Consider the following 26,529-nt stretch of genomic DNA (forward strand, 5'->3'; position numbering starts at 1 on the left):
TACGGGGCCTTGCCCCCAGAGTGTGCCTCCAAGGCACGACGTGTGCGCCCTGGAGGCACGCTCACACGTCGCGGCGTTTCACGACGAGAACGGCGAGTGCGACCGTGATCAGCGGCCAGAGCGTGTAGACGAGCCAGGAGCCGGAGACTGTGGCGGTGTAGCCCAGGGAGCCGGGCTCCGGCCCCCAGGTCTGGATCAGGCGGTTCCAGGCGGCCGACACCAGCGCGTGTTTGACGTCCGCCGCCCAGCGGCTGCTCTCCGAGAGCATGGGGGGCAGCATCACCAGCGTGAAGATGCCGGCGACCATGGTCCCGGCGGTATGCCGGAGCAGAACACCGAGACCCAGACCGACCAGGGCGCAGACCGGAGCCAGCAGCGCGGAGGCCACCAGCGCCCGGAGCACCCCGGGGTGGGTGATCGGAAGGTCGGCATGGTGCCCGTTCAGGATGACCTGGGAGATCAGGAAGGAACCGGTGGAGGCGGTCGTGCCGACCGCGGTCCACAGTGCGGCGGTGACGGCTGCCTTGGCCAGCACGATCGAGCCGCGGGCCGGGACGGCCACGGTGGTGGTGCGGATCAGCCCGCTGCTGTATTCGCTCACGACGGTGAGGGCGCCCATGCTGCTGGCGACGAGGATCAGCGTCCAGTAGCCGGCCGGCGGATAGGCGTCGTAGGGCCGGAAGTCAGCGGGGCCGGAGGGCGCGGCTTTGTCCGCCAGCGTGGCCACGGCGGTGGACCCGATGACGAACAGGAGGGTTATTGCGATCGTCCACGGTGTGGACCGCAGGGACCGTGTCTTGATCCACTCGGCGGCGAGCAGGTCGCGGAAGCGGGCGGGCGGCGCGGTGACGGGGGTGGTCCGGGGGCCGGAGGTGAGCGTGGTCATCGGGGCTGTCCTGCCAGGTATTCGGTGCTGTCGGCGGTGAGTTCCATGAAGGCCGCCTCCAGTGAGGCGGTGCGGGTGGTCAGCTCGTTCAGATGGATACCGTTGTCGAGGGCGAGCGCCCCGATCCGGTCGGCCGGGAGCCCGGTCACGGCGAGTTTCTCCACGCCGGTCGAGCCCTCCGGCTCGACCGAGGCGCCCGCCGCGGTCAGCACGGCTGCCAGTTCGGCGGCCTGGGGTGTCCCCACCACAACGCTGCTACGGGTGCTGCGGGCCGCGAAGTCCCGTACCGACTCGGCGGCGATGAGGCGGCCCCGGCCGATGACGACCAGCTGGTCGGCGGTGTTCTCCATCTCCGACATCAGATGGCTGGAGAGGAAGACCGTGCGCCCCTCGGCGGCCAGGCGCCGGAAGAGCCGGCGTACCCAGAGCACACCCTCCGGGTCCATGCCGTTGACCGGCTCGTCGAACATGAGCACGGGCGGGTCGCCGAGCAAGGCGGTGGCGATGCCGAGGCGCTGCTTCATGCCGAGGGAGAATCCGCCGACGCGGCGGTTCGCCACCTCGGCCAGCCCCACCTCCTGAAGCACCTCGCCCACCCGGCGCCGCGGGATGCCGTTGCTGCGGGCCAGAGCGGACAGGTGGGCCGCAGCGCTGCGTCCGCCGTGAACCTCTCCGGCGTCGAGGAGGGCACCGACGTGCCGCAGTCCGCGCGGGTGGCGGCGGAAGGGGACGCCGCTGACGGTGGCGGTGCCGGTGGTGGGCGCGTCCAGGCCGAGGATCATCCGCAGGGTGGTGGACTTGCCGGCTCCGTTGGGGCCGAGGAATCCGGTGACCTGGCCCGGCAGCACGGTGAAGGACAGATGGTCGACGGCCGTCTTGCTGCCGTAGCGCTTGGTGAGTTCGCTGACTTCGATCACGGCATCCACACTGCCGAGAGGAGCCCCGTCCGGGCATGGGGCCGTGGGCGGCAATCGTGCGGCCGGATCGAACCGTGGGCGTACGTCCCCGGGCTGATGCCGCGCTGCTGGTGTCCGGTTAGTCTCGCGGCGTGAACCCCATGACGACCATTTCGTTGCCTGCGCGCGTCGCGCACCTCGCCCCTGTTCCCGGGAGGGGACACCGCCGATGACGAGAACCAAGGCCGCAGCCTGGGCAGGGGGTGCCTCCTACCTCCTCGTGGTGGGTCTGCTGGTGGGGGCCGCACCGCGGGCGTCGGGCACGGTCCACGGTGTCGGGGCGCTGCTGGCCGTGAGCCTGCTCGCCGGTGTGGTGCGACGGATGCCGCTGCCGGCTCTGGCCATGGCACTCTTCGGATCCACTGTTGTGGTGGTGGGCCCTCCGAGTTCCGCCCATGAGAGCCGGGCGGCGTCGTACCAGGGCCAGTTCCTGTCGTACCTGGCGGTGGACCTCGTTGTGGGCGTCATCGTCGCTACTTGCGCACGGCGCGCTTCGGTTGTGGCCGTGGCCGTGTCCTTCGCGGTGCAACTCCTGGTGATCGGCGGCTTCGCGCACGGGGACGGCCTGGCAGTCAACGGGATTGTCGCCCTCCTCGCGTTGGCAGCATCCTGCATGGCCGGTCTGCTGAGCCGCGAGCGCCGCGAGCACGCGGTGGCGCTGCGAGCGCAGGAAGTGGCCGAGGCGGTGACCGCCGAACGGCTGCGGATCGCACGGGAGTTGCACGACATGGTCGCGCACAGCATCGGCATCGTCGCGATCCAGGCCGGTGTGGGCAGCCGGGTCATCCAGACCCAGCCGGCGGAGGCACGCGAGGCCCTGCGCGCGATCGAGGCCACCAGCAGAGAGACCCTGGCGGGCCTCCGGCGCACGCTGGTGTCACTTCGTCAGGCGGACCGGGGCGCCACCGCCCCGGAGCAGTCACCGCTCTCACCCTCGCCGGGGCTGGCGGACATCGAACAGTTGGCGGCGGCGACCGCGGTCGCGGGGGTACGCGTCGACGTGCGCCGCAGCGGGGAGCGGCGTCCCGTGCCGGCCGACATCGACCTTTCCGCCTACCGCATCGTGCAGGAGGCGCTGACCAACGTGGTCCGGCACGCGGGCACCGGGCGTTGCCGGGTGGCCATCGACTACGGAGACGAGGAACTGTCCGTGGAAGTCGTCGACGACGGGCGCGGCGCCTCCGGGGACGGCTCGGACCACGGCTTCGGCCTCATCGGGATGCGGGAGCGAGTCGGTCTGCTGGGCGGCCACCTCAGCATCGGGCCGCGCCCTGAGGGCGGCTTCCGGGTGACGGCCCGGCTGCCGCTGCCCGCACCTTTCGGAGTTCCGGTGGAGGCCCGATGACCGTCCGTGTGGTGCTCGCCGACGACCAGCCGTTGGTTCGGTCCGGCCTACGCGTGATCATGGCTGACCACCCCGACCTGGAGGTCGTCGGTGAAGCCGCCAGTGGTGCCGAGGCAGTCCAACTGGTCAGCGACATCAGCCCTGACGTCGTGGTCATGGACATCCGGATGCCCGGCATGGACGGGATCGAGGCCACCCGCCTGATCACGGCCGGTTCGGCAACCACACGCGTCCTTGTCCTGACCACCTTCGACGAGGACGACCACGTCTACGGCGCACTCCGAGCCGGCGCAAGCGGCTTCGTGGTCAAAGACATGGCACTGGAGGACATCCTCGCGGCGGTCCGCGTGGTCGCCGCCGGCGACGCACTGATCGCGCCGGGTGTGACGCGCCGTCTGATCACGGACTTCATCGGGCGCCCCGCGGCTGCCCCGGAGCGCTTTCCGTGGCCGGTCGAGGGCATCACCGAGCGGGAACGGGAAGTACTGACCCTGGTCGGACGCGGTCGGTCGAACACCGAGATCGCGCAGGACCTCTTCATCACCGTGGCCACCGTCAAGTCGCATGTGTCACGGCTGCTCACCAAGCTGGGCGCCCGGGACCGGGTCCAGCTCGTCATCTGCGCCTATGAGATGGGGCTCGTCACGCTTCCGACCTGAGGGAGGCCCCCGTGGCGAAGTCCGAGGAACTGCACGTGCTGCGCCGAGTCGTTGAACGATTCCCGCTGCGGGAGCGCCCGTGTCCGGTGCCGGTGGAGCGCCCGTCGTCAGAACGGATACCAGCGCACCGTCTCGTCCCCGTCCCGCAGCGACGCCACCCTGCGCCGGAACTCGGCCAGCGCCTTCGGGTTGGACGGCGCGTGCTGGGCCACCCACGCGCAGCTCGCGGTCTCCCGCGCTCCCCGCAGTACCGCACAGCCCTCCCACGCGCGCACATCCCAGCCGTACGCCTCGGTGAAGGAGTCGTACGCCTCGGCGGGCAGCCCGTAGCGGTCGCGGGAGAGGGCCATGACCACCAGGTCGTGCTCGCGCAGGTCGGCGGAGAAGGTCTCCAGGTCGACCAGGACCGGGCCGTCCGGCCCGACGTGCACATTGCGGGGCAGCGCGTCGCCATGGATGGGCCCCGGAGCCAGACGCGGCGTCAGCGCCGCCGCCTGGGCCGCGAAGCCGTCGCGGCGCGCGCGGAGGTACGCGGCGTCCTGCGGGTCGATCGCGTCACCCGCCAGCCGCAGCCAGCGCTCCACCCCGCCCAGCAGATCGCGGGGCGGCAGTACGAAGGGAGGAGAGGGAAGCGCGTGCACGACGCGCAGAAGACCGGCCAGGTCCCGCGGCTCGGCGGGCCGCACGGCATCCGGCAGCCGGTGCCACACGGTCACCGGACGGCCGTCCACCAGCAACGGCTTCGGCTCGGCCGCCCGCACCGCCGGCACGCCGGCCTCGGCCAGCCATCCGGCGACGGCCAGCTCGCGCTCGGCCCGCGGCAGCAGCTCGGGGTCCCGGCCCACCTTCACCACCAGATCACCGGCCGCGAACACCGCGTTCTCACCGAGGGCCAGGAGCCGTGCGTCCCGGGCGGCCGGATCCGGCAGCACTCCCGCCGCGGCCAGTACGTCCCGCGCGCGTGCCTCGTCCATCGTCCCGCCTCCGTGCCGTCTTCCCGTTGCCTGCGTGTCCGGTTCCCGGCCAGTCTCGCATTGGTCCTGGTCGGTCGCCGTGCGCGGGCCGGGCCACCGTGCGCGGTCCCTTGACGGCGTACCGGGCCTTTACGACCATGAACACGCCAACAGGAGCCGGCAAAGGGGCTGATTCCGTGACCTCAGTGGCCGAAGCGCGGACACCGCCGGCGGGGGAGCGCCGAGCGGCCGGGCGCCGGACCGCCGGTCACGGCACCTGGTTCCTGGTCCTGCCCGCCCTCGTCCCGATCCTCGTGTTCAGCGTCGGCCCGCTGCTCTACGGCATCCTGCTGGCCTTCACCGACGCCCAGTCCGGTCGCACGGCCGCCACGCGGTGGACCGGCGCCCTCAACTTCCGTGACCTGCTGCACGACACGCTCTTCTGGGAGTCGTTCCGGATCGGACTGGTCTGGGCGGTCGGCGTGACCGTTCCCCAGTTCCTGCTGGCGCTGGGCCTCGCCCTGCTGCTGAACCAGGACCTGCGCCTGCGCGGCCTGGCCCGCGCCCTCGCGATCGTGCCCTGGGCGATGCCCGAGGTGGTCGTCGGCATCATGTGGCGGCTCGTCTACAACCCGGACGCAGGCATCCTCAACGAGACCCTGCGCGACCTCGGCCTCGGCGCCGGCCGGGACTGGCTGAGCGGCCTGGCCACCGCGCTGCCCGCGGTCGTCGTCGTCGGCGTCTGGGCGGGTCTGCCACAGACCACGGTCGCTCTGCTCGCCGGACTGCAGAACGTCCCGCGCGAACTCCACGAGGCCGCGGCGGTCGACGGCGCGGGTGCCTGGCGCCGCTTCCGCACCGTCACCTGGCCCGCCCTCAGACCGGTGGCCCTCGCCATCACCGCCCTCCAGCTCATCTGGAACCTCAACTCCTTCGCCCTGGTCTACGTGCTCACGGGCGGCGGCCCCGGCGGGAAGACCCGGCTGCCGATGCTCTTCGCCTACGAGGAGGCCTTCCGCTACGGCCAGTTCGGCTACGCGGCGGCGATGGGCTGCGTGCTCGTCGCGGTCGTCTCGGTCCTGCTCGCGGTGTTCCTGGCGGGGCGGCTGCGGGGCGGTGACGAGGCATGACGGCCACAAGGCCCCGCCGGTCCGTACGGCTCCCGCGGTCCGGACGGCCCGCGCCGAGGCAGCGGTCCACACCGAGGAAGCGGCTCGCACCGGGGAGGCCGCCCGCGCCGAGGAGGCGGACCCGCCGTGCCGCCCGCGCCGGCCAGTACGCCGCCCTCCTCGGCTATCTGCTCTTCCTGGGCTTCCCCCTCCTGTGGCTGCTGTCCACCGCGCTCAAGTCCCCGCGGGAGCTGGGCAGCCTGCACCCGGCGTGGATCCCGCGCGACCCGACCCCGGCCAACGTCCGGCAGGCCTTCGCGGAGCAGCCGCTGGCGCACGCCGCCCTCAACTCCCTGCTGGTGGCGCTCGGCACCGCCGTCGTCGCCGTACTGATCGCGACCCCGATGGCCTACGTCATGGCCCGGCACCGCACCCGGCTGGCCCGGGCGGCCACGGGCTGGGTCGTGGTCAGCCAGGCGTTCCCCTTCGTGCTGGTGATCATCCCGCTGTTCCTGGTGCTGAAGAACCTTCGGCTGATCGACTCCCTGCTCGGGCTGACGCTGGTGTACGTGGTGTGGGCCCTGCCGTTCGCGCTGTGGATGCTCGTCGGCCACGTCCGGGCGGTGCCCGTCGAGCTGGAGGAGGCGGCGGCCGTCGACGGGGCCGGGCGCCTGAGAACCCTCGTGTCGGTGACGGCGCCGCTGCTGGGTCCCGGCATCGCGGCGACGGCCCTGTTCGCGTTCGTCACCGCGTGGAACGAGTTCTTCTTCGCGCTGGTGCTGCTCAAGAGCCCCGGGAGGCAGACCCTCCCGGTCGTCCTCACCCACTTCATCGGCGCGGAGGGGGTCGCCGACCTCGGTCCGCTGGCCGCCGCCGCGTTCCTCGCCACCCTGCCCTCCGTGGCCGTCTTCGGGATCCTCCAGCGGCGGATCACGGGCGGCCTGCTCGCCGGGGCGGTGAAGAGCTGATGCGGACCAGGATCGCCACGGCCCTCGCCGTGCTCCTGCTGCTGCTCGCCGGCTGCTCCGCGGGCGGCCGGACCGGCGGCGGCCCGATCACCCTGCGCTTCCAGTCCCTGGCCTGGCAGCAGGAGTCCGTCGCCGCCACCAAGGAGCTGGTGGAGGAGTGGAACGCCGCCCACCCGGACGTCAGGGTCGAGTACGTCCAGGGAAGCTGGGACGGCGTCCACGACCAACTGCTCACCTCCTTCGAGGGCGGTGAGGCCCCGGACGTCATCCACGACGCCTCCGACGACCTCGCCGACTTCGCCTACGGCGGCTACCTCGCCGATCTGACGGACCTGCTGCCCGCCCGGCTCAGGTCCGGCATACCGGAGAGCAGCTGGGAGACGGCCACCTTCGGGGACGGCATCTACGGCGTGCCCTTCCTCCAGGAACCCCGGGTGCTCATCGCCGACGCCGGCCGGCTGCGCGCGGCGAGGGTGCGCGTCCCCACGCCCGACCACCCCTGGAGCTGGGCGGAGTTCCGGCAGGTCGCCAAGCGGCTCAGCGGTCCCGGGAGGTACGGCGTGGCCTGGCCGCTGAAGGAGCCCGTCTCCGCCACGCTCAACCTGTCCCTGTCGGCGGGCGGGCGGCTCTTCCACCGGGGCGCGGACGGCAGGGTGACCGTGCGGTTCGGGGCCGGGGACGCGGTCGTGGCGCGCACCATCCACGACCAGGTCGCCGTCGACCGCAGCGCGCCCGCCTCCACACTCGGCAGCGGCGGCTCGGACACCCTGCCCGGCTTCTTCGGCGGCCGGTACGCGATGGTCCCGCTGGGCTTCTCCTACCGCCAGCAGATCGTGCAGCAGGCCCCCAAGGACTTCCGCTGGACGGTGCTGCCGGCCCCGGCGGGCGCCGACGGGCTCGTCCAGGGCGTCAGCCCGCAGACGCTGTCCGTGTCCGCCGACTGCCCGCACAAGAAGGAGGCGGCCGCGTTCATCGACTTCCTGCTGCGCCCGAAGAACATGGTCCGCCTCGCCCTCGGCGACTGGATGCTGCCCACCGGCACCCAGGCCCTGAAGGACCCGGCCCTGCACACCGGGAAGTACGGCTGGGCCACCGGCACCGCTCTCGCCGCCCGGCTGCGCCCGGCGCCCGCCCAGTCCGTGCGCGGCTACCCGGAATGGAAGGACAAGGTGGCCACCCCGGCGTACCAGGAGTACTACAGCGGCGCCATCGGCCTCGACGCACTGCGCAGCCGCCTCGAAAAGGACGGCAATCTCGTGCTGGCCCGCTACCAGCGCTGAGGGCCGCCCTCGGAAATACGTTAGACGAGACGTATCGTCTCACCTAGTCTCCCTGACATGACCCCAGTCACCGCACCCGCCCACATCGCCATGTTCTCCATCGCCGCCCACGGCCATGTGAACCCCAGCATCGAGGTGATCCGCGAACTCGTCGCCCGGGGCCACCGGGTCACCTACGCCATCCCGCCGGCCTTCGCCGACAAGGTGGCCGCCACCGGTGCCGAGCCCGTGCTCTACACCTCCACGCTGCCCGGCCCCGACGCCGACCCCGAGGCCTGGGGGAGCACCCTGCTCGACAACGTGGAGCCGTTCCTGGACGACGCGATCCAGGCGCTGCCACAGCTCGTCGAGGCCTACGCCGGCGACACCCCCGACCTCGTCCTGCACGACATCGCCTCCTACCCGGCCCGCGTCCTCGCCCACCGCTGGGGCGTCCCGGCGATCTCCCTCTCCCCGAACCTCGTCGCCTGGGAGGGGTACGAGGAGGAGGTCGCCGAGCCGATGTGGAAGGAGCCGCGGCAGACCGAGCGCGGACGGGCGTACTACGCCCGGTTCGAGGCCTGGCTGGCCGAGAACGGCATCACCCGGCACCCGGACGCCTTCGCCGGCCGCCCGGACCGGTCCCTGGTGCTCATCCCGAAGGCCCTCCAGCCGCACGCCGACCGGGTCGACGAACGCGTCCACACCTTCGTCGGCGCCTGCCAGGGCGACCGCGCCGACCAGGGCGACTGGCGGCGCCCCGCGGACGCGGAGAAGGTCGTGCTGGTGTCGCTCGGCTCGGCCTTCACCAAACAGCCCGACTTCTACCGGGAGTGCGTGCGCGCCTTCGCGGACCTGCCCGGCTGGCACGTCGTCCTGCAGGTCGGCCGGCATGTGACCCGCGCCGAGCTGGGCGACGTACCCGACCACGTGGAGGTGCACAGCTGGGTACCGCAGCTGGCGATCCTGCGGCAGGCCGACCTGTTCGTCACGCACGCGGGCGCCGGCGGCAGCCAGGAGGGGCTGGCCACCGCCACGCCGATGATCGCCGTACCGCAGGCGGTCGACCAGTTCGGCAACGCCGACATGCTCCAGGGCCTCGGGGTCGCCCGGCACCTGCCCGCCGAGGAGGCCACCGCCGACCGCCTCCGCGAGGCCGCCCTCGCCCTGGTGGACGACCCGGAGGTCGCCCGCCGGCTCAAGGAGGTGCAGGCACAGATGGCGCAGGAGGGCGGCACCCGGCGGGCGGCCGACCTCATCGAGGCCGAACTGCCCGGCCGGGACGGGAGCTAGGCGAGTGTCAGAGGCAGGCGGTGGTGTCGAGCCGGGCCGTGTGGATCACCGCGCCCGGCCGGGCCCGGGCCGCCCCGCTCACGCCGAAGCGGACGTACCGCGTCCCGAAGGCGAACCCGCCGGGTCCGGCTGCCCCTTCATGCGGGCGTCGGTGAACGGCTCGTTGCGGTCGAAGAGGAGGGTCTTCCCGGAGCGCACGTCCTCCATGAGCACGTTGAACGCCGGGGGTGCCGCCGCGTGCGCGGGGGCACGGCCGGCAGCCCGGCCGCGGGCACGGCCGGCGCGCCCTTCAGCGGCCTCCGCCTGCTCAGCCTCTGTCGTGTCCGTCCTGCCGGAGAGAAGCTGCCGGAGAGAAGCTGCCGGAGAGAAGCCGCGCAGGGCCCGTCGGTTCCCACACGGACCGACGGACCCTGCGTCGACGGGCGGAGTCAGACGGTCAGCCGCTCGCCCCGGTCCGGCACCGGCGGGGCGGCCGGCTCCGGCGCCTCGTCGTGGGTGAGGTCCGGCAGCCGGTGCAGCCACTTCGGCAGGTACCAGTTGCGCTCACCGAGCAGCGCCATCACCGCCGGCAGCAGCACCCCGCGGATGACCGTGGCGTCGATCAGCACCGCCGCCGCCAGGCCCACGCCCATCTGCTTCATGGACTGCATGGACAGCGTGCCGAAGATCGCGAACACGGCGACCATGATGACCGCGGCGCTGGTGACGACCCCGGCCGTGGTGACCACGCCGTGCCGGATCGCGTCCTTGGTCGTACGGCCGCGCATCCGGGCCTCGCGGATCCGGGAGACCACGAACACGTGGTAGTCCATCGACAGCCCGAACAGGATCACGAAGAGGAACAGCGGCAGCCAGGTGACGATCGCACCGACCCCCTCCGCACCCACCAGCGAGGCCCCCCAGCCGTGCTGGAAGACGGCGACGAGGATGCCGTAGGCGGCGGCCACCGACAGCAGGTTGAGCACGATCGACGTGACCGCGACGGTCAGCGAGCGGAACGACAGCAGCATCAGCAGGAAGGCGAAGACGACCACGAACACGAAGACCGGGACGACGGAGCCCATCAGCTGGTCGTTGAAGTCGTGGTTGCCCGCGACCTGACCGGTGACCGGTGCCCGCACGCCGTCGACCTTGCCGAGGGTGGCGGGCCGCACCTCGTCGCGCAGCTTCTCCAGGCTCTGCGTCGCCCGGTCCATGTCGGAGCCGCCGACCAGCGGTACGGAGACGAGGGCGACGTTCTGCGCGTCGTACAGCTTGATGTCGACCGGGCCGCGCGAGGCGCCCGAGGCGACCGCCTGCTTCCTGAAGTCGGCCAGCGCCCGCCGTACCTCGGGGGCGCCCACGTCCTTGGCCTTGACGACGACCTGGGCCGGTTCGCTGCCGCCGGGGAAGGCGTCGTTGAGGCGGTTGTACGTCTGCACCATGGGCAACGAGTCGCCGAACTCCTGGTCCAGGGTGAGCTGCTGGGTCTTCATGCCGAGCGCGGGCGCGGCGACCGCCAGCAGCGCGCCGGCCGCGACGAGGACCGAGACCAGCGGCTTGGCCAGCACGCCCCGCAGTACGGCCGTCCAGAACCGGCTCTCTCCGTTCCCGCGGCGCCTGCGGCGGCCCAGGAACGGGATGCGGCCCTTCTCGACGCGCTCGCCGAGCAGCGACAGCAGCGCCGGCAGCACGGTCACCGAGCCGACCATGGCGACCGCCACGACCATCAGCGAGGCCAGGCCCATCGCCTCGAACTCGGCGAGCCCGGTGAACAGCATGCCCGCCATCGCCACGCACACCGTGACACCGGAGACGATGACCGCCCGCCCGCTGGTGGCGGCGGCGATCCGGAGCGCGGTGCCCGCGTCCCGGCCGGCCTCCCGTTCCTCGCGCTCGCGGCGCAGGTAGAACAGGCAGTAGTCGACGCCGACGGCCATACCGACCAGCAGCATCACGGAGTTGGCGGTGTCGCTCATCGGCTGGAGGTGGCTGACCAGGCCCATCAGGCCCATCGTCGCCATGATCGCGGTGATCGCGAGGGCCACCGGCAGCAGCGCCGCCACCAGCGCGCCGAACGCGATCAGCAGGATGCCGAGGGCGACCGGCACCGCCGAGTACTCGGCCTGCTGGAAGTCGTCCCCGAAGGCGTCCTTGTACTGCTTCTGCATGCTGGCGCCGCCGATCTCCTCGATCCGCAGGCCGCCGTGCTTCTTCTGCACCCCGTTGACGGCGTCCAGCACCGGCTGGATCCGGTCGGCTGCCGTCTCCGCGTCGCCGCGCAGGTCGAACCGGACCAGGGCGCTGCGGCCGTCCCGGGAGACGGTGTGCGTGTCGTACGGCGAGGTCACGTGGGTGACCTGGCCGGTGCCCTCGACGGCCTCCACCACGTCGGCGACGGCGGCGCGGAACGGGGCGCTGCCGGCCTGGACGGCGCCGTCCTTCGACTGGACCAGGACGGTCTCCCCGGCCGGCTCCTTGATCCCGGCGTCATCGATGATCTTCGCGGCGGTGTGTGTCTCGCCCTTGAGCTGGTCGCTCTCGCTCACGTCGACCCGGCCCGCCGCCGAGCCGAGTCCCATCGCCAGGACGACGAACAGTACCCATATGCCGACGGCCGCCCAGCGGTGCCGGGCGCTCCAGCCGCCGGCACGGGCGGCCAGCCCCCGCACCCGCACCTCTGTGTTCCCCATGACGGGTGTGCCCCCCTCGTGTGCGGTGACGGCCCCCTGCCGCCACCTCTGTGCTTGCTCCGGTTCGACGGTAGGGGCGGGATAAAGCCATATCGTCGTACTGCCCGGTGAGCCGCGCGGGGCCCGGGTCACCGCTGGGGAGGACAGCGGCCCCTTACATCTATCGCCGGATCTCGGGGGCGGCCCTCAGGGCCAGGTGTCCGATCCGCCGACGGGGCACGACGGCCGCAAGGGGCACGACGGCCGCCCCCCGCCACCGGGTGCCGGGCGCCGCGCGCGTGTGCGAGGCTCTGCGCCATGCGCTACACAGTCATCGGGGCCGGCGCGGTCGGCGGCACCGTCGGTGGCCGGCTGGCCCAGGCCGGGCGCGAGGTCGTGCTCGTCGCCCGCGGCCGGCACCTGGCCGCCCTGCGGGAGAACGGGCTGCGACTGCGTGTTCCCGAGGGCGAGCTGACGTACCGTCTGCCCGCCGTCGACGGACCGGCCCCGCTCGGTGAGCTGCGCGCCGACGACGTCCTCCTCCTCGCCGTGAAGACCCAGGACACCGTGGCCGCCCTGGGCACCTGGGCCGACGTGCCCGTGGCCAGCGGCGGCACGGCGGCCGAACGGCTGCCGCTCGTCTGCCTGCAGAACGGCGTCGAGAGCGGCCGGCTGGCGCTGCGCCGCTTCCGGCACGTGTACGGCGTCTGCGTCTGGCTGCCGTCCACCTTCGTGGAACCCGGTGTCGTCTCCGCCGCCGGCACCCCGCTCACCGGCGTCCTGCACCTCGGCCGCACCCCGCACGGCACCGACGACACCGCCCGCCGGATCGCCGCCGACCTCGCCGACGCGCACTTCGAGGCGCCTGTCGTGCCCGACGTGGCCCGCTGGCAGTACGCCAAGCTGCTCGACAACCTCGGCAACGCCCTGGAAGCGGTCAGCGGACCCGTGACGAGCGAGGCCGCCCAGGCCCTGCTGGCCCGCGTCCGCGCCGAGGGCCGGGCGGTGCTCGACGCCGCCGGTATCCCCTACGCCGGTGCGGAGGAGCAGCGTGCGGCCCGCGGCGACAAGGTCACCCTGGTCCCGCTGGACGGGACCCCGCGCGGCGGCGGCTCCTCCTGGCAGTCCCTCGTCCGGGGCACCGGCACCATCGAGGCGGACCACCTCAACGGCGAGATCGTCCTGCTCGGCCGGCTGCACGGCGTCCCCACCCCGCTGAACGAGCTCCTGCAACGCCTCGCGAACCGGTTCGCCCGCGAACACCGGGCGGCGGGTTCCCTGCCGGTCACGGAACTGGCGCGGCTGGCCGACGAGGCGGTACGGCACGGCAGTTGACCCTGGTGCACCCGCCGGGGCCCGCCTCCCGCCACCCCGGCCACGTCACCCTGAGGCGCCCCCGGGCCGACCGACCCGAAGCAGAGTTGGCCGATAAACGCCCCTCCCGCGGGACGGCCGCAGCGCGCGTGTGACACGGCAGCCCCGACCGGCGCAGAACGAAGAGCCGCCGCGGTCCGACGTCACAGGGGAGCGCCGGACCGCGGCCGCCGTTACCACACCCCCGCCCCCCGGCACCGCCCCTCACCGAACCCCGCGACAAACCCGCGGCGGCGTCCCTAGGGTGAAACGCGCGGAACGCCTGAGGGGGACGGACGGATGAGTGTGACCGGCAGACCATGGCCGTCGTTGCCGCAGTACCGCGAGGACGGGGTGCCCCGGCGCCCGAGCGCCCCGAGGCACCGCGACGACGACTGCGCCCCGTACGCCGACCGGGCGCCCACCGGAGACCGGCAAAACGCCCCGGGGCCGAGCCCCGGCTTCGCCGCCCTCACCCGGCACGCCCGCGTGGCCACCCTCCGCCGCGCCGCCCCCGACCGCCGGCTCGCCGGCCGACCGGCGGCCGTACCCGTCGTGCTCCGCGTCGCGCTCCGGGGACCGGTCAACGCACACCCATCACTCGGACGGGTGGCGATTTTCGGCCCTCTCGGCGCCTGCACGGTGGCGTGGATCGCGGTCCGTCACAGGCCGTCGACACGCACACCCGCAACATCGGTAACGTCAGCCGCCCCACCAACTTCGGCGCGCACGGGACGGTCCTCCTGGACGGGCAGCGACGGCCCGGACCCCAGGGCGGCCCGGGGGCCCGGAGCGGCCCCGGACCCGGGGGATCCGGTCCGCCCGCGCCGAAGCCGTAACCCCCTCCATCCGACGGCTCCTCCGGCCCGGAACCGAGCCGCCGGAGCGTAAGCGAGGATCAGACATGAGCACCTACAGCTTCGGCAACGTCAACGGCCCGGCCCACTTCGGCGACCACGGGCAGACCCAGATCAACCACGCCCACGCCCACCCCGATCTGCCGACCATGATGGACCTCACCGATCGGCTCATCGAGGCGCTCCGCGCGGAGTACCCGGAACTGGTGCCCCAGGGCGAGACCATCATGGCGCAGTTCCAGGAGTCCGCCGACGACGGCCTGCCCCCGAACCGGGGCCGGATCCGCTCCGCGCTGGAGACGATCGCCATCGCGGCCTCGGCCGGCACCGGCAGCCTCGCCTACACCCAGCAGCTCTTCAGCGCCCTCGGCCTGTGAGCGGCCGGAGCCCCGCCGCCACGGGGCTCCGGCCCACGGAAATCACCGCGCCCGCACCGACTCGAGAGAACCGAGCAGGCGGGAGCCTGCCGGTACGGCAGGGTCCCGTACGGCCGACAGGCCGACAGCACCACGGCGCCCCACGAGGGGCGCGGGGAACCGCGCGACGAACCACAGCGAACCCGCAGCCGACCACGGAGCCGAGGCCGCGCAGCGCTCACGCGCCGAGCGCCGTCAGAGCCGGCCGCCCGGCCGCGTCGTACCGTTCCAGCAGGACCCGGGCCACCTCCGGCGCCGCCCCCAGCACGTCGGCCAGGACGTCCGCGCCGGCCGCGCCCCGCGCGATGCGGTCCGGCAGGAAGCCCGGGGCCAGGACGTACGGCGCGACGGCGACCCGCTCGCAGCCGAGGGCACGCAGTTCGCGTACCGCGTCCTCGGTGCGGGGAAGGGACGCGGAGGCGAACGCAGGCCGCACGGCGCACCAACCGGTGTGCCACCACTCCCGCGCGATGTCGGCGATCACCGCGATCGCCTCCGGGTCGGAGGACCCCGCCGAGGCCAGTACGACCCCGGTCGAGGACTTGTCGGCGGGCGTCAGACCCGCCTCGTACAGGCGCCGTTCCAGCGCCGACAGCAGCAGCGGGGACGGCCCGAGGACCTCCGCCTGCCGGATCCGCAGCCGCGCCGGCGCGTCCCGCAGCACGGCCGGGATGTCGGCCTTGGCGTGGAAGGCGCGGGTCAGCAGCAGCGGCAGGGCGACGACGTCCCGCACCCCCTCCGCCGCCAGCGACTCCAGTACCCCGTGCACGGACGGGACGTTGAAGTCCAGGAACCCGGTCTCCACGCGCAGGCCCGGCCGCAGCGACCGCACCCGCTCCACCAGGGCGTGCACGGTCGCCGCGTGCCGCGGGTCGCGGCTGCCGTGGGCGATGACGAGGAGAACGGGCCTGTCGCGCACGGTCAGCCCTTCACCAGCAGGCCGCGGCTGCGCAGCACCCACCGCTCCAGCGGGCTGAAGATCAGCAGGTCGATCGCGATGCCGACGAACAGGATGAGCAGGATCGCCTCGAACACCATGGCCATGTCGCTGGCCGTACGGGCGTTCTCCAGCAACTGGCCGAGGCCCACGCCCAGGTCGGGGAAGCTCGCGATGATCTCGGCGGCCATCAGCGAACGCCAGGAGAAGGCCCAGCCCTGCTTGAGGCCCGCCACATAGCCGGGCAGCGCCGCCGGCAGCGTGACGTGCCAGATGCCCCTCACACCCGTCGCGCCCAGCGTGCGACCCGCCCGCAGGAACAGCGGCGGCACCTGGTCGACGCCGGACACCAGGCCGTTGGCGATGGACGGGACGGCACCGAGCAGGATCACCGCGTACATCATGGAGTTGTTCAGACCGAGCCAGATCACCGCCGGCGGCACCCACGCCACCGACGGCAGCGACTGCAGGCCGGACAGGATCGGCCCGATGGCCGCGCGCACGAACTTCACCCGGGCCACCACCAGACCCAGCGGGGTGCCGATGAGCAGCGCGAAGACGAAGCCCAGCAGACCGCGCGAGACGCTGGTCCAGATGTAGCCGACCAGGTCGCCCTTGAGCCAGGCGTCCTGGAAGGCGCCGGCCACGGCACCCGGCGACGGCAGCTTCGTCGGATCGTCGACGACCGGGTAGAGGACGTACCAGGCCACGAGCACCACCGCGACGGCGGTGATCGGCGGCAGGATCTTGTTGACGAAGGTCTGCCGGAGGGGCGGCCGGCCGGTGGCCGTGGTCTCCAGCGCGTCCAGGCCCGCTTCGACGCTCCCGGCGTCCTGGACCGGTGTCGTCTCAGTGCTGGCCATGACGGCGGATCTCCCCCCGCAGTACTTCGGTGATCTCAAGGGACAGTTCGGCCACCGGCGCGTCCTCGATCCGGCGCGGCTGCGGGATGTCGACCTCCCACTCGCGTGCGATCCGTCCCGGACGGGAGGACAGCAGGACCACGCGCTGCGCGAGCCGCACGGCCTCGCGCACGTTGTGCGTCACGAACAGCACGGACACGCCGGTCTCCGCCCAGATACGGGTCAGCTCGTCGTGCAGGACGTCCCGGGTGATGGCGTCGAGCGCGGCGAACGGCTCGTCCATCAGCAGCAGGTTGCTCTCCTGCGCGAGCGCGCGGGCCATCGCCACGCGCTGGCGCATACCGCCGGACAGTTCGTGCACGCGCTTGCCGTACGCGCCCTTCAGCCGGACCAGTTCGAGCAGTTCCTCGGCCTTGTCGCGGCGCAGGGGCTTGGGCACGCCCCGGAGCTTCAGGGCGAGTTCGATGTTCTTGCCCGCGGTCAGCCACGGGAACAGGGCGTGCTCCTGGAACATCAGGGCGGGCCGGCCGTCCGTGGTGATGGACCCGGCGGTCGGCCGGTCCAGTCCGGCCACCAGGTTCAGCAGCGTGGACTTGCCGCAGCCCGACGCCCCCAGGAGGGTGACGAACTCGCCCGGCGCGACATCGATGCTGATGTCGTCCAGGACGAGCTGCTGCCCGCCCGGTCCCGTGAAGGACTTCGAGACGTGCTCGAGGCGTGCCGCGAAGTCGACGGTCTCGTCGGCCTCGGCGAGGGTCGTGGCCATGGTCGTCACCTCCTGGGGACTCATCGGGGACCGGCGTCAGCTGGAGCCGAGGCCGGCGTCGTCGACCGGGCTCTCGCCCTCGGCCTTGAGGACCTTGTTGAGGATCGTCAGGTCGTAGATCCCCTTGAGGTTCGGCTTGTCCAGCAGCCCGGCCTTGACCGCGTGCCGGGCCTCGGTGTCGAGGGTGGCGGCCAGCGGGTCGTCGGTGAACCGGATGGACTTCCACGCCGGGTCCAGGACCTTCGCCGACAGCGCCTTGCCGGAGTCCGTCTCCAGCTGCTTGTTCGCGGCGGCCTTCGCCTCGTCCGGGTGGGCGTTGATCCACTTGTTGGTCTCGACGGCCGCCTTCAGAACGGCCTCGACCGCCTTCGGGTGCTCCTTGAGGAAGCCCTGCCGCACGATGATGTTCGTGATGACGAACTTCTTGTCCGGCCACAGGGCCGACTCGTCCAGCAGCACCTTGCCGCCCTCGGCGACCAGCTTCGACGCGGTCGGCTCCGGCACCCAGGCACCGTCGACCGAGCCGGACCTGTAGGCGTCCGGGGTGATCTTGTTGTCGGTGCGGACGACGGTGACATCGCCCTTGCCGCTCTGGGCGTCGACCTTCCAGCCCTGCTCGGCGGCCCAGTTGAGGAACGCCACGTCCTGCGTGTTGCCCAGCTGCGGGGTGGCGATCTTCTTGCCCTTGACGTCCTTCAGGGACTTGATCTTCTCCGGGTTCACGACCAGCTTCACACCGCCGGAGGCCGAACCGCCGATGATCCTCAGGCTCTTGCCGTTCGACTTGGTGTAGCCGTTGATCGCCGGGGACGGGCCGATCCAGCCGATGTCGATGGAGCCGGAGTTGAGGGCCTCGATCTCGGACGGGCCGGCGTTGAAGACGGCGGGCTTGACCTCGGTCGCGCCGAGCTCCTTCTGGAAGAAGCCCTTCTGCACGCCGACCAGCGCGGTCCCGTGGGTGAGGTTGCCGAAGTAACCGATCTTGACGGTGTCCAGCCCGTCGGTCTTCTCGGCGCCGGCGGCGACCTTGGCGGGCTTGTCGTCCCGGGACTCGGACCCGTAGCCGCAGGCTGCGAGGGCCAAGAGGGGGAGTGCGGCGAGCGCGGCTGTGCCGCGGCGCAGGAAGGTGGAGCGGATGGCAGGCACGGGAGGCTTTCCTCTCGTTGGCCCGGCGGTCACGGTCTCTCAGGTCGTGGCCGGGAGTTCGGCAAAGGGTCTTCGTCGCATCCGGGACGTCGGGTGGGGGGAGTGGGCGCGCGAGCGGTGCGCGTACGTCAGCACACACATCGCGCGACCCCGCCCTGCCCGCTGCCGAGGGCGCCGCTGCCGACGCGGCCGCCCTCCTTCGCGAACGTCGAGTAGACGTCAGGTGATCTCATGCTCAGAAGTCCCAACCGTCCTCGTCGGGCTCGTCCTTCACCGGCTCCGGGGACGCGAACGACTCGCCGACCATGCCCGCGGTGAGCGTGGTGCCGTCGTTCGGGTCGATCAGGATGAACGAGCCCGTGCGGCGCGAGTCGGCGTAGGAGTCGACCGGCAGCGGCTCGGCGGTACGGATCTTCACCCGGCCGATGTCGTTGGCGACGAGCTGTCCCGGGTGCGGGTGCAGGGACAGGTCGTCCAGCGTCAGCCGGGACGGGATGTCCTTCACGATCGCCTTGACCGTGCGCGTGCCGTGCTTGAGGAGCACGCGGTGGCCGACGGTCAGCGGGGCGTCGGCGACATGGCAGACGGTCGCCTCCACGTCCTGCGTGGTGGCCGGCGCGTCCTTCGTCGGCACGATCAGGTCGCCGCGCGAGACGTCGATGTCGTCCGCGAGCAGCACCGTCACCGACTGCGTCGTCCAGGCGACGTCGACCGGCTCGCCGAGCAGGTCGATGCCGGAGATCGTCGAGGTGCGGCCGGACGGCAGGACGGTGACCTGCTCGCCCACCCGGAAGGTACCGGCCGCGATCTGGCCCGCGTAGCCCCGGTAGTCCGGGTGCTCGGCGGTCTGCGGCCGGATCACGTACTGCACGGGCAGCCGCGCGTGGCAGTGCGCCAGGTCGTGGCTGACCGGAACGGTCTCCAGGTGCTCCAGCACGGTGGGGCCGCCGTACCAGTCCATGTTCGCGGACGGCTCCACCACGTTGTCGCCGGCCAGCGCCGAGATCGGGATCGCGGTGACCTCCGGGACGCCCAGCTCGGTCGCGTAGGCCGTGAACTCCTCGGCGATGGCGGCGAAGACCTTCTCCTCGTACCCGACGAGGTCCATCTTGTTGACGGCGAGGACGACGTGCGGGACGCGGAGCAGGGCGGCGATGGCGGCGTGCCGGCGGGTCTGCTCGACCACGCCGTTGCGGGCGTCGACCAGGACCACCGTCAGCTCGGCCGTCGACGCACCGGTGACCATGTTGCGGGTGTACTGCACATGGCCGGGGGTGTCGGCGAGGATGAACCGGCGGCGGGGCGTGGCGAAGTAGCGGTAGGCCACGTCGATGGTGATGCCCTGCTCCCGCTCGGCGCGCAGGCCGTCGGTGAGCAGCGCGAGGTCCGGGCCCTCCTGGCCGCGGCTCGCGGAGGCCCGCTCCACGGCCTCCAGCTGGTCGGCGAGGACCGACTTGGAGTCGTGCAGCAGCCGTCCGACGAGGGTGGACTTGCCGTCGTCGACGGAGCCGGCGGTGGCGAACCGCAGCAGGGTGGTGGCCGAGAGCGCCTCGGTCGTGGTCGTGCTCATGCTTAGAAGTACCCCTCGCGCTTGCGGTCTTCCATCGCGGCCTCGGACAGCTTGTCGTCGGCGCGGGTCGCGCCCCGCTCGGTCAGCCGGGACGCGGCGATCTCGGCGATGACGGCGTCCAGCGTGGTCGCGTCGGAGTCGACGGCGCCGGTGCAGGACATGTCGCCGACGGTGCGGTAGCGCACCTGCCGCTTCTCGACGGTCTCGCCCTCCTTCGGGCCGCCCCACTCGCCCGCGGTCAGCCACATGCCGCCCCGCTGGAACACCTCGCGCTCGTGCGCGAAGTAGATCTGCGGCAGCTCGATGCCCTCGCGGGCGATGTACTGCCAGACGTCCAGCTCGGTCCAGTTGCTGAGCGGGAAGACCCGGACGTGCTCGCCGGGGGCGTGCCGGCCGTTGTACAGGTTCCACAGCTCGGGACGCTGGCGGCGCGGGTCCCACTGGGAGAACTCGTCGCGCAGGGAGAAGACGCGCTCCTTGGCGCGGGCCTTCTCCTCGTCACGCCGTCCGCCGCCGAAGACCGCGTCGAACTTCTCCGACTGGATCTTCTCGGTGAGAGGAAGCGTCTGGAGCGGGTTACGGGTGCCGTCGGGGCGCTCCTTGAGCACACCGCGGTCGATGTAGTCCTGGACGGAGGCCACATGGAGGCGCAGCCCATGTGCGGCCACCACACGGTCCCGGTACTCGAGGACCTCCGGGAAGTTGTGTCCCGTGTCCACGTGCAGCAGGGAGAACGGCACCGGCGCGGGCGTGAACGCCTTCAGCGCCAGGTGCAGCATGACGATGGAGTCCTTGCCGCCGGAGAACAGGATCACCGGGTTCTCGAACTCGCCCGCCACCTCACGGAAGATGTGCACCGCCTCGGACTCCAGAGCGTCCAGGTGCGACAGGGCGTACGGGCTGTCCGTGCCCTCTTCCACCTTGGCGACCGTGGTCATGCCAGTCCCCTCTCGCTCAGCAGCGCGTACACCGACGCGGCGGACTCCTGCACCGTCTGGTGCTGCGACTCGATCCGCAGGTCGGGCGTCGCCGGCTCCTCGTACGGGTCGTCCACGCCGGTGAGCCCGGACAGCTCGCCCGCGGCCTGCTTGGCGTACAGGCCCTTCACGTCCCGCACGCTGCACACCTCGACCGGGGTGGCCACATGGATCTCCAGGTACGGCGTCCCGTTCTCCTCGTGCCGCCCCCGCACCGCGTTCCGGCTGTCCGCGTACGGCGCGATCACCGGCACCAGCGCCTTGACGCCGTTGCGGGCGAGCAGCTCGGCGACGAAGCCGATGCGCTGCACGTTGGTGTGCCGGTCCTCCCGGGAAAAGCCCAGGCCCGCCGAGATGAACTCGCGGATCTCGTCGCCGTCGAGCACCTCGACCCGGTGGCCCTCGCCGCGCAGCCGGCCCGCCAGTTCGTGGGCGATGGTGGTCTTGCCGGCGCTCGGCAGACCCGTGAGCCAGACGGTGGCTCCGGTCGTCACGTGGTTCTCCTGAATCGCAGTGGTGGTGTCCGCCACAGCAGTGGCAACGGCAGCTGCGGACGACGTGTGCGTGGCCGTGGGCGCCGTCATCCGTGCAGCCCGCACTCGGTCTTGGCGCGGCCCGCCCAGCGGCCGGCCCGCGCGTCCTCGCCCTCCAGAACCCGGCGGGTGCAGGGGGCGCAGCCCACGGAGGTGTAGCCGTCCATCAGCAACGGGTTGGTGAGCACGCCGTGTTCGGCGATGTACGCGTCCACGTCGTCCTGGGTCCAGCGGGCGATCGGCGAGATCTTGACCTTCTGCCGCTTCTCGTCCCAGCCGACGACCGGGGTGTTCGCCCGGGTCGGGGACTCGTCGCGGCGCAGGCCCGTCGCCCATGCCCGGTAGCCCTTCAGGCCCTCTTCCAGGGGCCGCACCTTGCGCAGCGCGCAGCACAGGTCGGGGTCGCGGTCGTGCAGCTTCGGGCCGTACTCCGCGTCCTGCTCGGCGACCGTCTGCCGCGGGGTGAGGGTGATGACGTTGACGTCCATCACGGCCTCCACGGCGTCCCGGGTGCCGATGGTCTCCGGGAAGTGGTAGCCGGTGTCGAGGAAGACGACGTCGACGCCCTTCAGTACGCGCGAGGCGAGGTGGGCGACCACGGCGTCCTCCATGGAGGAGGTGACGCAGAACGTCGAGCCGAAGGTGTCCACCGCCCACTGGAGGATCTCCAGCGCGGACGCGTCCTCCAGGTCGCGGCCCGCCTGCTCGGCGAGTGCCTTCAACTCCTCGGTCGTACGCTCGTCCTGAGCCGTCGTCATATCCGGTCATCCCCTCCGTTGTCGGCTCGCTGAACGCCCCGGGCCAGCAGCCCCAGGAACTTCAGCCGGAATGCGCGGTTGCACGCCCCGCATTCCCAGGCGCCGTGGCCCTCGTCGCTCGGACGCAGGTCCTCGTCGCCGCAGTAGGGGCAGTAGAACGGTGCGGCCCGCTCGCTCATGACAGAGCCTCCTCGGAGGCCCGGGAGGCCCAGGCCGCGAACCGCTCGCCGTCCTCGCGCTCCGCCTGGAACCGCTTCAGCACCCGCTCGATGTAGTCGGGCAGTTCCTCCGACGTCACCTTCAGGCCGCGCACCTTGCGGCCGAAGCCCGGCTCCAGGCCGAGCGCGCCGCCCAGGTGCACCTGGTAGCCCTCGACCTGCTCGCCCTGGTCGTCGAGGACCAGCTGGCCCTTGAGACCGATGTCCGCGACCTGGATGCGGGCGCAGGCGTTCGGGCAGCCGTTGAGGTTGATGGTGATCGGCTCGTCGAAGTCCGGCAGGCGCCGCTCCAGTTCGTCGATCAGCTGCGAGCCCCGCTGCTTGGTCTCCACGATGGCGAGCTTGCAGAACTCGATGCCGGTGCAGGCCATGGTGCCGCGCCGGAAGGAGGACGGCCGGGCGGTGAGGTCCAGCGCCTCCAGGCCCTCCACCAGCGAGTCGACCCGGTCCTGCTCGACGTCGAGGATGATCATCTTCTGCTCGACGGTGGTGCGGACCCGGCCCGAGCCGTGCGCCTCGGCGAGGTCGGCGACCTTCGTCAGCGTGGTCCCGTCGACCCGGCCGACGCGCGGCGCGAAACCGACGTAGAACCGGCCGTCCTTCTGCCGGTGCACCCCGATGTGGTCGCGCCACTGCTGTACCGGCTGCTCGGGGGCCGGGCCGTCGATCAGCTTGCGTCCGCCGAGGTACTCGTCCTCCAGCACCTGCCGGAACTTCTCCGCGCCCCAGTCCGCGACGAGGAACTTCAGCCGGGCGCGGTTGCGCAGCCGGCGGTAGCCGTAGTCACGGAAGATCGAGATGACGCCCTCGTAGACGTCCGGGACCTCGTCGATCGGCACCCACGCGCCGAGCCGCACGCCCAGCTTGGGGTTGGTGGACAGGCCGCCGCCCACCCACACGTCGAAGCCCGGCCCGTGCTCGGGGTGGCGTACGCCGACGAACGCGACGTCGTTGATCTCGTGCACGACGTCCAGCAGCGGCGAACCCGAGATGGCCGTCTTGAACTTCCGGGGGAGGTTGGAGTACGCCTTGTTGTTCAGGACCCGGCGCTTCATCTCCTCCAGCGCCGGCGTGGCGTCGATGATCTCGTCCTCGGCGATGCCCGCCACCGGGGAGCCGATCATCACACGCGGGGTGTCACCGCAGGCGGTGACCGTGGACAGCCCGACGCCCTCGAGCCGGTTCCAGATCTCGGGCACGTCCTCGATCCGGATCCAGTGGTACTGGACGTTCTGCCGGTCGGTGATGTCGGCCGTGCCGCGCGCGAACTCCTGCGAGATCTCGCCGATCACCCGCAGCTGCCGCGTGGTCAGGGCCCCGCCGTCGATGCGGACGCGCAGCATGAAGTAGCGGTCGTCCAGCTCCTCCGGCTCCAGGATCGCGGTCTTGCCGCCGTCGATCCCGGGCTTGCGCTGGGTGTACAGCCCCCACCAGCGCATCCGGCCGCGCAGATCGTTCGGGTCGATCGAGTCGAAGCCGCGCTTGGAGTAGATCGTCTCAATGCGTGTCCGCACATTGAGACCGTCGTCGTCCTTCTTGAACTGCTCGTTGCCGTTGAGGGGCGTGAGGTGGCCGACGGCCCACTGGCCCTCACCGCGATGACGGCTCACCTTGCGGCGGGGCGCGGAGGCGGCGGGGTTCTGTGGGGTGGCGGCCATGGTTGTACGTCCTTCGGACCGGTGGGAGTCAGGTCTGACCTGCACGGACGCGCGCACGCGGGCAGGCGTGCGCGTCCTTGCGCAAGGAGAGTGGAGTGCGGGGGTTCGCGGCGGTGCTGGGGCGTCAGCTCGCCGGACAGATGGCGCTGGACATGCGGCCGAGGTCGACGTGCCGCCGACTCACCAAGGCAATTCCAGTTCCAGACATGACGGCAGCGTGTCACGGCGATCTGGACAGAGTCCAGCTTCGTCCATCATGCGGACACCCTTGTCCCGAAGAGTGGGACAAGGGTGTCGTCGCTCACATGCGGTGCCGGAAGGCTTGTCCTGGCAGGTCAGGCGGGGTATGCCCCGGGCCACGGCCCCGGTGTGGCCACGTCCGGCTCCAGCTCCACCTTGGTGTCGAACAGCTTGAAGCCGCGCCGCTGGTAGTTGTCCATCGCGAACTCGCCGTCCTTGCTGCACGTGTGCAGCCACACCCGCTTGGTCGGCGTCCGCCCCGGCCACCGCTCGGCCAGGTCCCAGGCGCGGGCCGTGCCCTGTGCCAGCAGATGGCCGCCGATGCGCCGGCCGCGGAAGGCGGGGATCAGCCCGAAGTAGACGATCTCGACCACGCCCTCCTCCTGCGGCTCCAACTCGACGTAGCCGGCCGGGGTGCCGTGGTCGTAGGCCACCCAGGTCTCCACACCGGGCCGCTCCAGGTACTCCTGCCACCGCGTGTACGTCCAGCCCAGCCGGTCGGTCCAGTGGATGTCGCCGCCGACCGAGGCGTACAGGAACCGGCTGAACTCGGGGGAGGGCACCTCGGCGCGGACGATCCGGACGTCGCCGTCGGGCGCGGCGGCGGGCAGGAGGTCGGCCGGGGACGTCTGCTCCAGGGACCAGGTGGTGACAGGGGCGCTGCTCATGCGGCCAGGGAACCATCCCGTGGGCCGGTCTGTCGATCGGCTCCCGGGGGCTGGAGGGCCGGGGGCCGGGGGGTGGGGCACCCGCGGTCCGGCCCGGGCCCGCCGGCTCAGTCCAGGGAGCGGTCGAGGTCGGCCAGCGGCAGTGCGAAGAGCATCCTGTCGGACAACGACCACACCTCGCCGGTCGCCGGCCAGTAGGAGAGGGAGCCCGACTCCCGTGCCCAGCAGCGGTCCGAGGCGTCGGCGCCGCAGCGGGCCGGCCGGGCCCCCTCGGTGTCCTGCCGCCACAGACCGCCGTGCCCGTCCTGCGAAGCGGGCAGCCGTCCCACATACCAGGACGCCCGGTCCGCCCCCGCCGGCCGGTACGACAGCACGCCCCGGATCCCGCCCGTCCGGGTCCGCAGCGCCTCCACCGCGTCCGCCCGCCCCCGGGCGCCCGTGGCGAGCAGCCCCGGGCGCGCCGGGTCGGTGCTGAACGCGTACCGCCACAGCCGGGCGTGCCGGTCGGTGCCGGGCGGGGTCCGCTCCGCGGCGACCAGGCTGTCGGGTGCCGTGCCGCGGTCGACGGCGAGCGCCCCGGGGCAGGGCGGCCCGGAGGGGGTGCAGCGGCCGTCCGTGTAGCGGTACGAGCCGACGGCGGGCAGCACGTAGCGGTAGCCGTCCGCGGACCAGCCGCCGGGCACCCGGCCGATCGCGGGCCCGTCCACCGTGGTCCGCTGGATGCGGTCGAGGTCGTAGACGTAGAGCGCGTCGGCGCCGCCCGCCGTGGTGGTGACCAGGAGCTTGTTCTCGTACCAGACCATGCCGGAGATGCCGGAGGCCAGGCCCCGGTAGTCCCGGCCGCCGTCGACCGGCACCACCAGCAGCACCCAGCGGTAGGCGAGGTGCGCGGGGTCGTCGGCGTCGACGACGGCGACCCGGGCGAGGCCGCGCTCGGCGGCGCGGCCGGCGGTGGTGCTGTGGGTCCAGCCCGCGAGGACGACGCGGTGGGTGCCCCAGACGCCGTCGTCGTCGGCGGCCCCGGAGGTGGTCACCGAGGCCGGCCGCCAGGCGTCGTCGGCGGTGTCGGCCGGGTCCCAGCAGTAGGCGCGGGCGGCGGCCGGCGCGACGGGCAGGGACGCGCGGTCGCCGGAGGAGCAGTCGGCGGCCTCGCGCAGGCCGCGGTCGGCGCTCCGCAGGACGGCGTCCACACCGACCGGGCGGCCCATCGCGGCGGTGAGCCGGTCCAGTGTGCGGGCCGGGACCAGGTCCTCCTGGAGCCGGAGCGGGCCGGTGTCCGCCGGGGAGGTCAGCGGCTTCAGCGCGCCCGGGCTCTCGGTGACCTCGGCCTGGGAGGCGCTGATCAGGGTCGCGGCGGCGGTGAGCGCCAGCGCGGTCCCGGTCAGAACGGCGCGCAGTGCCGCGCCCCGCCTGCGCCGGCGGTGTCTGCCGCGATGCTTCATCTCTCCTCCAGAGGGCGGGCCAACTGCGCCTCGTGATCCGTACGTTGA

General features: G+C 72.4%; 26 protein-coding genes. 8 read left to right on the forward strand and 18 right to left on the reverse strand.

The window, feature by feature from the left end; all coding sequences use genetic code 11:
• Positions 1–61: 61 nt before the first annotated feature.
• The gene (locus IEZ20_RS16140) at positions 62–886 is read right to left on the reverse strand and encodes an ABC transporter permease (RefSeq protein ID WP_189298934.1); all 825 of its coding nucleotides are present in this window, start codon (positions 884–886) and stop codon (positions 62–64) included.
• Positions 883–1,803 (reverse strand): ATP-binding cassette domain-containing protein, encoded by a 921-nt coding sequence (locus IEZ20_RS16145; RefSeq protein ID WP_189298944.1) that lies wholly within the window; start codon positions 1,801–1,803, stop codon positions 883–885. The genes IEZ20_RS16140 and IEZ20_RS16145 overlap by 4 nt, the downstream gene beginning before the upstream one ends.
• A 208-nt stretch (positions 1,804–2,011) precedes the next feature.
• Here IEZ20_RS16145 and IEZ20_RS16150 point away from each other — a divergent pair, with 208 nt between their 5' ends.
• Positions 2,012–3,187 carry a sensor histidine kinase gene (locus IEZ20_RS16150; RefSeq protein WP_189298946.1) on the forward strand — a complete coding sequence of 392 codons (1,176 nt, stop codon included), beginning with the start codon at positions 2,012–2,014 and terminating at the stop codon, positions 3,185–3,187.
• Complete coding sequence (locus IEZ20_RS16155) at positions 3,184–3,846, forward strand: response regulator (protein WP_189298948.1); 663 nt, start codon at positions 3,184–3,186, stop codon at positions 3,844–3,846. Before IEZ20_RS16150 ends, IEZ20_RS16155 begins: the two co-directional genes overlap by 4 nt.
• Positions 3,847–3,953: 107 nt before the next feature.
• Here the strand turns inward: IEZ20_RS16155 and IEZ20_RS16160 are convergent, their stop codons facing one another.
• Entirely contained in the window at positions 3,954–4,820 is an 867-nt protein-coding gene (locus IEZ20_RS16160) for a phosphotransferase enzyme family protein (RefSeq protein ID WP_189298950.1), read from the reverse strand.
• A 176-nt stretch (positions 4,821–4,996) separates the two neighbouring features.
• Here IEZ20_RS16160 and IEZ20_RS16165 point away from each other — a divergent pair, with 176 nt between their 5' ends.
• From IEZ20_RS16165 to mgt, 4 genes are read left to right on the forward strand one after another with little or no spacing between them, the layout of a single operon-like run.
• Positions 4,997–5,929 (forward strand): carbohydrate ABC transporter permease, encoded by a 933-nt coding sequence (locus IEZ20_RS16165; RefSeq protein WP_373303931.1) that lies wholly within the window; start codon positions 4,997–4,999, stop codon positions 5,927–5,929.
• Positions 5,926–6,876 (forward strand): carbohydrate ABC transporter permease, encoded by a 951-nt coding sequence (locus IEZ20_RS16170; RefSeq protein WP_229896091.1) that lies wholly within the window; start codon positions 5,926–5,928, stop codon positions 6,874–6,876. Before IEZ20_RS16165 ends, IEZ20_RS16170 begins: the two co-directional genes overlap by 4 nt.
• Entirely contained in the window at positions 6,876–8,156 is a 1,281-nt protein-coding gene (locus IEZ20_RS16175) for an ABC transporter substrate-binding protein (protein WP_189298952.1), read from the forward strand. Before IEZ20_RS16170 ends, IEZ20_RS16175 begins: the two co-directional genes overlap by 1 nt.
• Positions 8,157–8,213: 57 nt before the next feature.
• Positions 8,214–9,428, forward strand: coding sequence for a macrolide-inactivating glycosyltransferase (mgt, locus tag IEZ20_RS16180; protein ID WP_189298954.1), 1,215 nt, complete (start codon positions 8,214–8,216; stop codon positions 9,426–9,428).
• A 78-nt stretch (positions 9,429–9,506) separates the two neighbouring features.
• Here the strand turns inward: mgt and IEZ20_RS40380 are convergent, their stop codons facing one another.
• Positions 9,507–9,635 carry a hypothetical protein gene (locus IEZ20_RS40380; protein ID WP_268253057.1) on the reverse strand — a complete coding sequence of 43 codons (129 nt, stop codon included), beginning with the start codon at positions 9,633–9,635 and terminating at the stop codon, positions 9,507–9,509.
• A gap of 221 nt (positions 9,636–9,856) precedes the next feature.
• Entirely contained in the window at positions 9,857–12,100 is a 2,244-nt protein-coding gene (locus tag IEZ20_RS16185; RefSeq protein WP_189298956.1) for an MMPL family transporter, read from the reverse strand.
• Between the two features lie 297 nt (positions 12,101–12,397).
• Between IEZ20_RS16185 and IEZ20_RS16190 the strand changes: the two genes are divergently transcribed.
• On the forward strand, positions 12,398–13,414 hold the full coding sequence (locus IEZ20_RS16190; RefSeq protein WP_189298958.1) for a ketopantoate reductase family protein: 1,017 nt from the start codon (positions 12,398–12,400) through the stop codon (positions 13,412–13,414).
• 922 nt (positions 13,415–14,336) lie between these two features.
• Positions 14,337–14,666 (forward strand): hypothetical protein, encoded by a 330-nt coding sequence (locus IEZ20_RS16195; protein ID WP_189298960.1) that lies wholly within the window; start codon positions 14,337–14,339, stop codon positions 14,664–14,666.
• A gap of 217 nt (positions 14,667–14,883) precedes the next feature.
• On the opposite strand, the gene IEZ20_RS16200 is transcribed toward IEZ20_RS16195, so the two are convergent.
• The 13 genes from IEZ20_RS16200 to IEZ20_RS16260 all read right to left on the reverse strand — a co-directional run bounded on the left by IEZ20_RS16200 (position 14,884) and on the right by IEZ20_RS16260 (position 26,481).
• On the reverse strand, positions 14,884–15,624 hold the full coding sequence (locus IEZ20_RS16200; RefSeq protein WP_373303932.1) for a sirohydrochlorin chelatase: 741 nt from the start codon (positions 15,622–15,624) through the stop codon (positions 14,884–14,886).
• Positions 15,625–15,626: 2 nt separating this feature from the next.
• Positions 15,627–16,505, reverse strand: coding sequence for an ABC transporter permease (locus IEZ20_RS16205; protein WP_189298963.1), 879 nt, complete (start codon positions 16,503–16,505; stop codon positions 15,627–15,629).
• Positions 16,492–17,295, reverse strand: coding sequence for an ABC transporter ATP-binding protein (locus tag IEZ20_RS16210; protein WP_189298965.1), 804 nt, complete (start codon positions 17,293–17,295; stop codon positions 16,492–16,494). Before IEZ20_RS16210 ends, IEZ20_RS16205 begins: the two co-directional genes overlap by 14 nt.
• Positions 17,296–17,307: 12 nt before the next feature.
• Positions 17,308–18,417, reverse strand: a complete 1,110-nt coding sequence (locus IEZ20_RS16215) for an aliphatic sulfonate ABC transporter substrate-binding protein (RefSeq protein ID WP_189298967.1) — start codon at positions 18,415–18,417, stop codon at positions 17,308–17,310.
• 235 nt (positions 18,418–18,652) lie between these two features.
• Positions 18,653–19,987: a sulfate adenylyltransferase subunit 1 gene (locus tag IEZ20_RS16225; protein WP_189298977.1), complete on the reverse strand. Its 1,335-nt coding sequence runs from the start codon at positions 19,985–19,987 to the stop codon at positions 18,653–18,655.
• A gap of 2 nt (positions 19,988–19,989) precedes the next feature.
• Complete coding sequence (gene cysD, locus IEZ20_RS16230; RefSeq protein ID WP_189298979.1) at positions 19,990–20,925, reverse strand: sulfate adenylyltransferase subunit CysD; 936 nt, start codon at positions 20,923–20,925, stop codon at positions 19,990–19,992.
• Positions 20,922–21,458 (reverse strand): adenylyl-sulfate kinase, encoded by a 537-nt coding sequence (gene cysC, locus IEZ20_RS16235; protein WP_189298982.1) that lies wholly within the window; start codon positions 21,456–21,458, stop codon positions 20,922–20,924. The genes cysD and cysC overlap by 4 nt, the downstream gene beginning before the upstream one ends.
• An 86-nt stretch (positions 21,459–21,544) precedes the next feature.
• Positions 21,545–22,255 carry a phosphoadenylyl-sulfate reductase gene (locus tag IEZ20_RS16240; RefSeq protein ID WP_189298984.1) on the reverse strand — a complete coding sequence of 237 codons (711 nt, stop codon included), beginning with the start codon at positions 22,253–22,255 and terminating at the stop codon, positions 21,545–21,547.
• Positions 22,252–22,434 (reverse strand): hypothetical protein, encoded by a 183-nt coding sequence (locus IEZ20_RS16245; RefSeq protein ID WP_189298986.1) that lies wholly within the window; start codon positions 22,432–22,434, stop codon positions 22,252–22,254. Before IEZ20_RS16245 ends, IEZ20_RS16240 begins: the two co-directional genes overlap by 4 nt.
• Complete coding sequence (locus IEZ20_RS16250) at positions 22,431–24,131, reverse strand: nitrite/sulfite reductase (RefSeq protein ID WP_189298988.1); 1,701 nt, start codon at positions 24,129–24,131, stop codon at positions 22,431–22,433. The genes IEZ20_RS16245 and IEZ20_RS16250 overlap by 4 nt, the downstream gene beginning before the upstream one ends.
• Before the next feature lie 124 nt (positions 24,132–24,255).
• The gene (locus tag IEZ20_RS40715) at positions 24,256–24,339 is read right to left on the reverse strand and encodes a putative leader peptide (protein ID WP_309486338.1); all 84 of its coding nucleotides are present in this window, start codon (positions 24,337–24,339) and stop codon (positions 24,256–24,258) included.
• A gap of 127 nt (positions 24,340–24,466) precedes the next feature.
• Complete coding sequence (locus tag IEZ20_RS16255; RefSeq protein WP_189298990.1) at positions 24,467–25,039, reverse strand: GNAT family N-acetyltransferase; 573 nt, start codon at positions 25,037–25,039, stop codon at positions 24,467–24,469.
• Between the two features lie 107 nt (positions 25,040–25,146).
• The gene (locus IEZ20_RS16260) at positions 25,147–26,481 is read right to left on the reverse strand and encodes a hypothetical protein (protein WP_189298992.1); all 1,335 of its coding nucleotides are present in this window, start codon (positions 26,479–26,481) and stop codon (positions 25,147–25,149) included.
• Between the last annotated feature and the right edge of the window lie 48 nt (positions 26,482–26,529).

This window comes from Streptomyces cinerochromogenes (assembly GCF_014648635.1).
In the GTDB taxonomy this organism is placed as follows: domain Bacteria; phylum Actinomycetota; class Actinomycetes; order Streptomycetales; family Streptomycetaceae; genus Streptomyces; species Streptomyces cinerochromogenes.